Source organism: Methylotetracoccus oryzae (assembly GCF_006175985.1).
GTDB lineage: Bacteria > Pseudomonadota > Gammaproteobacteria > Methylococcales > Methylococcaceae > Methylotetracoccus > Methylotetracoccus oryzae.
The window spans coordinates 45,656-55,984 of record NZ_SRSH01000016.1; the positions used below are offsets into that span (position 1 = coordinate 45,656).

A 10,329-nucleotide genomic window follows, 5' to 3' on the forward strand; every position below is an offset into this window, starting at 1 on the left:
TATCCAGGTTTTTCGATGGACCGGCGCCGGGGTCGTCAACCGTCAGCCGCGAGATCCAGTTTGACGGGAATGCGGCCGTCCTTTTCGCCCGTGGAAGCGGGCTTGTCCAGGCGCACCCGGTTGCGATCCACGCCCTTTTGGGCGATCAGTTCCTTGATGACGGCCTGACCGCGCCGATCCCCCAGGGCTTCCAGCGCATTCGGCGGCAGCGGGGCGGACTGCACCAGTCGCTCGAACAGCAACTGATAAAACTGTGCGTCCTCGCTGGCTTTTTCCATCCAGGAGGACAAGCCGCCGATCCGCTTGGGTTCTCGTCCGAATTGCTCCCTGAATGCCGTCTGAGCGGCCGCCAGTGCATTGGCGCCGCTGGCTTCGTCAGCCAGTTCTTCGAGCGCCTTCTGTGACTTGGCGCTGTCGAAGGCGACCGGCCCGGGATCTTCCCCCGGTGCCACCTTGATGCCGAGGCGCTCGGTTACTGCCGTGCGGATATCCCATGACTTCAGCGCCTCTGCATCCAGCTTGGGGTCGAAGGTGCCGGTCACCTTGACGACGAGACTCGGCCGCGAGCTGAGGCCGGCGGCGAGCTTCTTGAGCTTTTCGATCTCGGCCGGCGGGAGGCCGTTCTTGCCGGGGATGAAAAAGATCTCGCCCATATCCTGGTCCCCGTTACCGAAGACACTGGCCAGGGCGGTGAATGGTGCGGTGACCACCTTGGTGATCAGCGTTGCGATGGCGTTCCAGATCACCGGCCCGTAAGCGAACTGCGGGTCGTCCACATCGCCCTCGATCGGCACCGACACGGTAATTCTTCCCGCGCTGTCCTTCAGCAAGGCCAGGGCCATGTCCAGCGGGAGCGACTTGGCTTTCGGGCTCACGACTTCAGCGCCGAGAGCAACCTGATCCAGCTCGATCTTGCCGTTGCTCTTCATGTGGCTGTTTTCGATCTTGTACTGCAGCTCTGCATTCAGCTTGCCGGACTGGATCTGCCGGCCCGCGAAGGTGCCGCTGTAGGGTGACAGCGACGACATTTCGACGTTGCGGAAGATCAGTGTGATGTCGCTGAAGGCCTTGTGTTGCATCAGATCCAGTGTGCCTTCGAGGTTGGCTTCCCCGTACTCGTCGACGCGCCCGTCGAGTTTCAGCAGGGTGCGGGACCCGGGCGCATTTGAAATCCCGGAAACGGTCCCGCCGAAGTTCTGGATCCGCGTCTTGAAGGGCAAGACCAGCGACTGGTCGCTGAAGTCGAAAATGGCCTGTTCGACCTTGACTCGCTGCACCGAGAACGGAAAGGGCTTGCCGGCTGCTGACTTCGCGCCTGCGGCAGGCTTGGCTGCCGGTTTGGCTGCTGGCTTGGCCACCGCCTTGGTGGTCGGAGGGGTGCCTGGCTTGGGCGTTGCCACCGACTGCGGTGCGAAGATTGCGGCGACGTTGGTTGAGCGGTCTTCGAATATCTCGAAATTGGCGCCGGGTTGGCTCGCGTTGATTTCCCGAATCGCCAGCTTGTCCGGTGCCAGGCTGAACTCGATGCCGTTGACGTCCAGCTTCTCCCAGGATGCGAAACGCTTGCCGGTCTTGGCTTCCTTTAGCATCAGGTCGGCTGATCCCGCGTCTCCCTTGGCGGTCAGGCTCAATTTGCCGGCCTTCTGCTCGAAGGCGAGCTTGAGATGCGTGGAGAGATTGCCGCTCTCCAGTTTCAGCGCGCCCACCTGGGCGACATAGGGCTGCAGACCGGTCAATGCCAGGCGGTCGAGGCGCAACTCGGCCTGGCCGCGTTCGCCGGTTGTCAGAGCCTGGCCTGTGATGCTGAAGTCGCCCCCCTGCACCACATGGATCTTGCCGTCGAAGACGACCGGGGCCTTGCCGAAATTCGCGACATTCTTCAGGTGAAAGTCGGCGGGGCGCAACCCGATCACGAAGGGCGGCGTCACGCTGCGATCCTGGTAGGCGGCCTGGAAGCCGTTCAGGTTGACGGCGCCAACGGCCAGTTGCCAGGGCTTGCCCTCCTGCTTGGCCGTGACGTCGGCCTGCTTCACGGTTTCGGCAACCTTGCCCTCGTCACGGGGCGAGAAGACCTCCGCCAGTCGGATCGCGCCCTTCTCGTCGCGCTCCACCGCCGTCGCCCCCCCGCTCAGCGTGATCTGCTGGATGCCGATCGTGTTCTGCGCCAGATCAAGTTTGCCGCCGCCCAAAGCGATCGACTCGAGACTGGCTAGCGGCTTCTCACGCTGCCGTTCGCGCAGCGCGATCTGCTTGATCTCGCTCTGCAAGGCGTCGATCAGAACCTTCGGCGCCCCAGCGCCCGCTTCGATCGCGGCCCGCAGTCCGAGACCGAAGCTGCCAACGTCCATCGCGATCGGTGCCCTGCGACTGTCGTCCGCATAGTGGACACCGATTTGTTCAATCCTTAGCGCGTCGACATTGACACGCCAGGGTGGCGACGCGGTCGAGGATGCGGTGGCGGGCGCACTGGCGTCCGGTTTCTCGGGACTGGCTGACTTACCCGCGCCGACCGCCCGGACGGCCTTTCCGGTCTGTTTCGTCTTTTTCCTGTCCACGGCCGCCGGTTTGGGAGCGGGCGGGGGGCTCGGCGGAGCAGGTATCGCAGTCGCGGGTGTCGCGAACTTCTGCCAGTTCATTGCGCCGTGCGTATCGACGTCGGTCCGTATCGAGCCCTTCTGGATGGCGATCGTTGGCAGGCTGACGGTGCGCGTCGCCAGATCGACCGTGCCGTCGGAAATCCGGAAGGTCTCCAAGGCCAGCGCCGGGTCCTTGGCACCGACGGCTTTCAGTCCGATATTCCGGATTTCCGTATTCAGCCCGCCTACCGTCACCTTGGGCTCGCCGGCACCGGCTTCTGCGGCCAGTTTGAGGCCCAACCCGAAGGCACCGATACTCGCATCGAGCGGCATCTGGCGGCTGGCATCAGTGAGCTGCAGCGCCAGTTCCTCGATCCGGAAGGCCTCTAGGTCGACGTGCCAGGGTTTTGCCGGGGTGGTTACCGGGGCCGGCGCCGGCGAATTGCCGGCCGTTAGCGGGGCGGGGGCGGGTGACGCTGCCGCTGCCGCGGGTAAGGCCGGGGCGGCCGCCGGGGGCGCCGCCGGCTTGACCAGTTGCTGCCAGTTCACTGCTCCCCGTTCGTCGATCGCCGCCTTGAGCACGCCCTTGCGGAGCGCGAACTCCGGGATCTTCACTGCCTGATCGGCGAGCGAGAACGTGCCGTGACCCAGTTGGATCTGCTCGAACGCGAGTACAGGCTCCTTTCCACCGACGGGCACGGCTTTGAGTCCGCTGATGGCGGCGGCGATCTCGTTCAGCGTCAGCTCGATCGTGTCGCCGTCCATCCGGAATCGATAGCCGGCGCCTGCGGTCAGCTGGCCTTCCGGCGGTTCGAGTGCGACCCGATCCTTGACGAAGGGCCAGGGTGTTGCCAGTTTGAAGCCCTCCAGCTTCAGTTCTCCCTCCGATGCGATCGGGTTCAAGGACACCTGGCCGTGCCAGTCCAGCGCCGAGCCGTCCTCGAAGGCTGCCGTGAAGTGATGCGAGGCTTCGTTGTCCGGGAGCGTCGAGATCGCATCCAGCTTGAAGTTGATCGACTCCATGCGTTCCGATACCCCGGGCTCCTTGGACAGGTCCGAGAATTCGACCGCACTGTCGATCAAGGCGAAGTGGTCGACCAGCAGCCGCGGCAGTTCGGACTTTTCGTCCGGCGGCGGTTCGGGTTTCTCCGCAGGAGGGAAGGCATCGGCCAGTCGCGCGAAGTTCAGACGTCCGTCCGGGCCGATCTGCGGGTGCAGCCGCAGCTGGTCGAGTTCGATCGCGCGGAAGGCAAAGGCGCGGCGGAACAGCCCGGACAGTTCGAAATCGACGAACAGTCGGCCGAGACTGGCCAGCGGCTCGCCTTGCGGTTCGGTCAGCGCGACGTCGTTCAGTTCGAGCTTGAACAGGATGGGGTTGAACCGGACCTTGCCGAGGGTCAAGGGGCGCTGCAACTGCTCGGACGCAATGCGCGGTACGTAGCGCTCGGCCAGCCACGGCAGCAGCAGGAATCCGGTCAGCAGATAGCCGGCGACGAGCGCGGCGGCTATCGTCCAAAGCTTGCGGTTCCTGAGGATGGTTTGCCAGTATTTCATTGCGGCCTGCTCAACGGGTGGCGCGATCGGATAACTCAGGATTTTGCCCGGCGTATCATCCTTGGGTCACCCATTCGAGGACGCGGCGGCGCACTTCGGCATCGGGGTCGTCCGGGAACTTGCGCGCGAAGCACTGGGGTAGTGCGGCCAGTTGCGGCAGGTCCTCCGACTTGAAGACGTGTGGATGCCAGCCAGCGTAGGCATTGACGTAGGTATTCAGTGGGCCGATACGCAGCGGGGCGTTGCCAAGCAGCGTCTGGAAACTGATTTCGGCGATGTCATTGAATTCGCGGTAATGCTCGTAGACGGCCGGCTCCAGGAAACGTTGCACCAGATATTCGCAGACGCTGCGTCGAGCTCCGAACCAGGCTGCACCGACCTTGGGGTACAGGCCGGGTGCCGCCAGGTAGCTGCCGAACGCGCCGAGTGATGCCAGCTTGGTGATGGAGTAGGCTGCGAGCCCGAGCGGGTCGGTTGCGATGCGTTTGCTGCGGCGCAGGATCTGGACGCCAGCCACGGGTTCGGCCATCGCGTGTTTGCCGAAATACCAGTACCCCGCCTGGCGGAGCAGTTTGCGGCGCCAGGATCGATACGGCGAGTAGGCGCGGGGCGCGTACGACATCATCGCGTCCCGGTCGGTTGCCAGGTCGACGAACTCGGCGTGCGCATCGTCATGGCTGGCCGCGATGTGGGCCGAAAACTGTCGCAACGGCTTGATCGGCAGGCACGCGGGGCTCAACAGCTGGAAATAATCGAAGTCGATGTGCTCCAGGCAATACGCGAGCAACTGGATGACTCCCTCGGTAAACGCGAAAACCCCATAGCCGGTTTGTTTCGGATTCGGCACCATCCGCGCATTCTCGGCCTTGATCCGAAAGTGCATTTGTTGGCTGAAGTCGTGGTGGACCACGACGAGGTGTGGCTGCAGCGCCGCGACCAGTTGCTCCACGGTCCCGATCTGCGCGACGGCCGACATCAGCCCGAAGATGATTTTGGGCTCTTTTTTCAAGGTCACGGCTTGCGCCGTGCCTGATGCATCCGCTGCAGAGGGTGCCGATGCGGCGGCCGAATCCTCAGGGAACATGGGGTTCGAGAAATCCTGGTTCTGCTGTTCGTTATCCCACAGCGAACGGTTTTCGGACCCACCTCGAAAAGCGTCCACTGCCTCGTAGTCCGCAGGCCTGAAGCCAGATCGGCATGGGGCGTTCGCCCTCGTCTCACACGCTCGAAGGTTTTTGCGTGACCCGAAACCGCTCGTGCTCCGGGATCAAAGCGCTTCCCTCCAGCGTCAACACTTTATCACGGCCGCGAATCAGTCTGAACTGCGCGAGATGGAACACGCTCGAGTGGTCTCCGCAGCCATGTTTCTTCGGGCGGTGGGGCCGCCCGGTCGCCGCTCAGAATCCAGAGAAGTCCGAGAACGTCGATGGTGGGCCGGGTGTGGTCTCCCGGCAGGAGGCCCGGGATGCTGCGGCGATCTAGTGATCCTCGCCGCGGATCACGCGCCGGTACCAGCCGGGATGGTGCTTGGCGGCCCAGGCGCGCGTGACGGTGCCGCGGACCATGGCGCCGATCGTCCCCTTGACCCACAGCGCGGCATAGATGTGGACGATGATGCCGGAGATCATCACGAACGCGCAGACGGCATGGACGAGCGCCGCGATACGCACGGTATCGATCGTGAAATAGGGCGCGAACCACGGGCGCCAGATTACGACGCCGGTGATTAGCAGCGTCGGGATCGTCACGATCATGACCCAGAACAGCAGCTTCTGGCCGGCGTTGTAGCGATCGACTTCCGGCAGCCGGTCCTCATGGTTCTGCACGACGTCCCGGATCTGCCTGAGCCACTGCACGTCGTTCCGGCTCAGCAGATTGTGATGCCAGAACTGCAGCGCCAGCAGACTGAACGACACGAACATCACGACGCCGATGTAGGGGTGCAGGATGCGCGTCCACGTGCCGCCGCCGAAGAACTGCGTGAACCAGAACAGCGACGGGTGGAACAGCGCCAGCCCGGAGAAAGTCAGCAGCAGGAACGTGATGGCCGTGATCCAGTGGTTCAGCCGCTGACCGGCGTTGTAGCGGCGCAGCAGCAGGCTCGGACGTGTCGTTGCGCTCATGCGGAATGCTCCTCGTCGTCGCCATCGGTCTCGTTCGGCCCGACCGTCACGTAATGGAAGAAGCCGGCGAGCGCGGTCAACGCCATCGCCGCGGTCGCGAGCGGTTTCATGATGCCCTTCCAGACCGACACCACCGGGCTGATCGTCGGGTCTTTCGGCAGATCGTTGTAGAGCTGCGGTTGGTCGGCGTGATGCAGTACATACATGACGTGCGTGCCGCCGACCCCGGCAGGATCATACAGCCCGGCGTTCTCGAAACCGCGTTCCTTGAGGTCGGTAATGCGATCGTTGGCGTGCTCGATCATGTCTTCCTTGCTGCCGAAGACCAATGCCTGTGTCGGGCAGGCCTTGATGCAGGCCGGCTCCAGCCCCACCGCCACGCGGTCCGAGCACAGCGTGCATTTGTAGACCTTGCTATCCTTCTTCGACAGCCGCGGGACGTCAAAGGGGCAGCCGGCGATGCAATACCCGCAGCCGATACAGTTTTCCTCGTGGAAGTCGACGATGCCGTTGGAGTACTGCACGATCGCGCCGGGTGACGGGCAGGCTTTCAGACAGCCCGGATCGGCGCAGTGCATGCAGCCGTCCTTGCGGATCAGCCATTCCAGCGTGCCGTTCTGCTCGGTCTCGGCGAAACGCATCAGGGTCCAGCTGTTCGCGGTCAGATCGTGGGGATTCTGGTACGAGCCTTCGTTGATGCCAATTTCCTCGCGCAGATCGTTCCATTCCTGACAGGCGGACTGGCAGGCCTTGCAGCCGATGCACTTGGTCACGTCGATCAGCTTCGCGACCTCGGTCGTCTGCCGCTGCTGCGGGCTGGGCGTCGTCGTCGCGGACCGGCGCAGGATGTCGAGCGATTGCAGTGCCATGTCAGACCTCCGTCCGGCCGGTCAGGATCCGCGTTAGCCACGAAGCCTGCCCTGTCGCGGGTGTGAGTCCGGCCTCCGGCCGCCTGCGCTCGTCGTGTCCCTGGCCCGGTTCATGGCTATGTGGCATGAACTCGCTCATGTCCTTCTCGACATTGACCAGGAAGGCCTTGAATTCGGGTGTCTGCGTGTTCGCATCCCCGAGGTAGGGCGTCAGGTTGTTGCAGAAGTAGCCCTTGCGGGTCAGTCCCATGAAGCCCCAGTGCACCGGGATACCGATCTGGTGCAGCGGCTTGCCCGCAACCGTCAGCATCTTGAGGCGCTTGGTCACCATCGCGACGGCCTTGATGAAACCGCGCTTCGAGCGCACGACGACGATCTCGCCGTTCGCGATACCGAGTTCGCGCGCGAGATCCTCCCCGATCTCGATGAACTGCTCCGGCTGCAACGACGCATTGATGCGCACGTGGTCGGTCCAGGTGTTGAACAGCTCGGTGATCCGGTAGGTCGTCGCAACGTAGGGAAACTCCTCGCTGCCGCCGAGCATGGCCCGGTCGTTCGGGAAGACCCGTGCCGCCGGGTTGCTGACGACCTTCGGATGCAGGGGGTTCGTGCCCAGCGGGGTCTCGAACGGTTCGTAATGTTCCGGGAAGGGCCCATCGGCAAGGCGGTCGGCGCAGAACAGCCGGCCGACGCCCTCCGGGTTCATGATGAACGGCATCATGTCCGCCCCGGGCGGCACGTCGGCCTTGTAGTCCGGCACGTCGAGCCCGCTCCACTGGCGGCCGTTCCATTCGATGATGGTGCGTTTCGCATTCCAGGGCTTGCCCGCAGGATCGCAGGACGCTCGGTTGTAGAGAATGCGCCGGTTGGCAGGCCAGGACCAGGCCCAGCCCGGCGCGATGCCCATGCCGGTCGGATCGGCCGTGTCGCGGCGCGCCATCTGATTCCCGGCCTCGGTCCAGCAGCCGCTGAAGATCCAGTTGCCGCAGGCGGTGCTGCCGTCATCCTTCAATTGCGCGAACCCGGCGAGCTGCTGTCCTGCCTTTACCGCAGTTCGGGCCGGATCCGCGGGATCCGACAGGTCAGCCAGCGCATAGCCGCTGAATTCCCGCGCGAGTTCGTCGGGTGTCGGATCCTCGGCTTTCCGGTAGGGCCAGTGTAAGTGCAGGATCGGATCGGGAAAGGCGCCGCCCTCGGCCGCGTAAAGCTCCTTCAGTCGCAGATAGAAATCCGACATGATCTCGATGTCGGTGCGCGCCTCGCCCGGTGGTTCGGCGCCCTTCCAGTGCCACTGCAGCCAGCGCGAGCTGTTGACCAGAGAACCGTCTTCCTCGGCAAAGCAGGTCGTCGGTAGCCGGAACACCTCGGTCTGGATCTCGCCCGGATCCACATCGTTGTGTTCGCCGTAGTGCTGCCAGAACTCGGAGGTGTCGGTGGCCAGTGGGTCCATCACCACCAGGAATTTCAGCTTCGCCAGCCCGCCGGCCACCTTATGCCGATTGGGATAGGACGCCAGCGGATTGAAACCCTGACAGATGAAACCGTTGACCTTGCCCTGAGCCATCAGGTCGAACAAACGCAGGCTGTCGTAGGGCTTGTCGAGTTTGGGCAGCCAGTCGTAGCAGTAATCGTTTTCCGCCGTTGCCGCGGGTCCGTACCAGGCCTTCATCAGGCTGGTGTGGAATTTCGGCGTATTGGACCAGTAACTCCACTGCCCTGGCCGCAACGGCTTCAAGGTGCGCTTGGCCAGGTAACCGGCGCGGTCTGTTTCGTGGTCCCGCGGCAGCGTGAGGTAACCCGGCAGCATCTCGGTCAAGAGACCCAGGTCGCTGAGCCCCTGGATGTTGGAATGGCCCCGCAACGCGTTGACGCCGCCGCCGGACATTCCGATATTCCCCAGCAGCAACTGGATCATCGCCATCACGCGGATGTTCTGCACGCCGACCGAGTGGTGAGTCCAGCCCAGGGCGTAAAGGCTGGTCAGCGTCCGATCCGTCGCCGCGGTGGAAGCGATCAGTTCGCAGACCTTGAGGAAGGATTCCGCGGGTACCCCGGTGACGTCGTAGACGAGTTCCGGCGTGTATCGGGCGACGTGGGCCTTCAGTAACTGAAACACACAGCGCGGGTGCTGCAGCGAGGGGTCGATCTTGGCGTAGCCCTGTCCATCGAGTTCGTACGTCCAGGTCGTGCGATCGTAGCGGACTTCCGGATCGCTCTCGTCGTAGCCGCTGAACAGGCCCTCCTCGAAGCGGAAATCGTCCCGGACGATGAACGACGCATTGGTATAGGCCTTGACGTATTCCTCGTTGATGGCCCCGTGTTCCAGCAGGTAGTGGATCACGCCGTTCAGGAACGCAATGTCGCTGCCCGCGCGGATGGGGACATACAGGTCCGCCACCGAGGCCGTGCGGCTGAAGCGGGGGTCGACGACGATCAGCTTGGCCTTGTTGCGCGCCTTGGCCTCGACCGCCCATTTGAAGCCGACCGGATGGGCTTCCGCCGGATTGCCGCCCATCGCGATGATGACGTCCGCGTTCTTGATGTCCATCCAGGTGTTGGTCATCGCCCCGCGCCCGAAACTGGACGCCAGCGCCGAAACCGAGGGCGCGTGACAAATCCGGGCCTGGGAGTCGAGCATCACGATGCCGAGGGCGCGGCAGATCTTGTTGGTCAGGTAGCCGGTTTCGTTCGACGCGGCGGACGCGGCCAGGAAACCCAGTGAGGTCCAGCGGTTGACGGTCTGCCCCTGCTCGTTCCTGGCAATGAAGTTGCTGTCGCGGTCTTCCTTGACGAGCTTCGCGATGCGCTCCATCGCCCAGTCCCACGAGACGCGCCGCCATTCGCTACTGCCGGGTGCGCGATATTCGGGATATTTCAGACGCGAGGGGCTGTGCACGAACTCCAACAGTCCGGCGCCCTTCGGACAAAGGCTGCCACGGCTGACCGGATGGTCGGGATCGCCCTCGATGTGGATGATCTCGGCCTTGGCATTTTTGGCCTTGTCGCCCAGGCTGTACATGATCAGTCCGCAGGCTACCGAACAGTACGGGCAGGTGTTGCGCGTCTCCGTCGTCCGCGCCAGCTTGAAGGTTCGCACCTCCGCCAACGCGGCGGTGGGGGAGAAACCAAGTGCCGCGAGCGTCGAGCCACCGAGGGATGAGGCGCTCAGCTTGAAGAATTGGCGACGGTCAATGTTCATGCCTGTCC

The 10,329-nt window shown here is 63.7% G+C and carries 5 protein-coding genes; all 5 read right to left on the reverse strand.

Annotated elements, in window-relative coordinates; genetic code table 11:
• Positions 1–35: 35 nt before the first annotated feature.
• Complete coding sequence (locus tag BWR02_RS15605) at positions 36–4,130, reverse strand: DUF748 domain-containing protein (protein ID WP_139558854.1); 4,095 nt, start codon at positions 4,128–4,130, stop codon at positions 36–38.
• A 55-nt stretch (positions 4,131–4,185) separates the two neighbouring features.
• Entirely contained in the window at positions 4,186–5,292 is a 1,107-nt protein-coding gene (locus tag BWR02_RS15610; protein WP_139558855.1) for a core-2/I-branching beta-1,6-N-acetylglucosaminyltransferase family protein, read from the reverse strand.
• 316 nt (positions 5,293–5,608) lie between these two features.
• Positions 5,609–6,253, reverse strand: coding sequence for a formate dehydrogenase subunit gamma (locus BWR02_RS15615; protein WP_139558856.1), 645 nt, complete (start codon positions 6,251–6,253; stop codon positions 5,609–5,611).
• Positions 6,250–7,122 carry a formate dehydrogenase subunit beta gene (gene fdxH, locus BWR02_RS15620; RefSeq protein WP_139558857.1) on the reverse strand — a complete coding sequence of 291 codons (873 nt, stop codon included), beginning with the start codon at positions 7,120–7,122 and terminating at the stop codon, positions 6,250–6,252. The genes BWR02_RS15615 and fdxH overlap by 4 nt, the downstream gene beginning before the upstream one ends.
• 1 nt (position 7,123) lies before the next feature.
• A complete protein-coding gene (gene fdnG, locus BWR02_RS15625; RefSeq protein WP_139558858.1) occupies positions 7,124–10,321 on the reverse strand; it encodes a formate dehydrogenase-N subunit alpha in 3,198 nt (1,065 codons plus the stop codon).
• Between the last annotated feature and the right edge of the window lie 8 nt (positions 10,322–10,329).

What these genes read in the sequence shown, in the direction of transcription:
- BWR02_RS15605 (WP_139558854.1), bottom strand. Translation starts at nt 4,130, where the DNA reads ATGAAATACTGGCAAACCATCCTCAGGAACCGCAAGCTTTGGACGATA.
- fdxH (WP_139558857.1), bottom strand. Translation starts at nt 7,122, where the DNA reads ATGGCACTGCAATCGCTCGACATCCTGCGCCGGTCCGCGACGACGACG.
- fdnG (WP_139558858.1), bottom strand. Translation starts at nt 10,321, where the DNA reads ATGAACATTGACCGTCGCCAATTCTTCAAGCTGAGCGCCTCATCCCTC.
- BWR02_RS15615 (WP_139558856.1), bottom strand. Translation starts at nt 6,253, where the DNA reads ATGAGCGCAACGACACGTCCGAGCCTGCTGCTGCGCCGCTACAACGCC.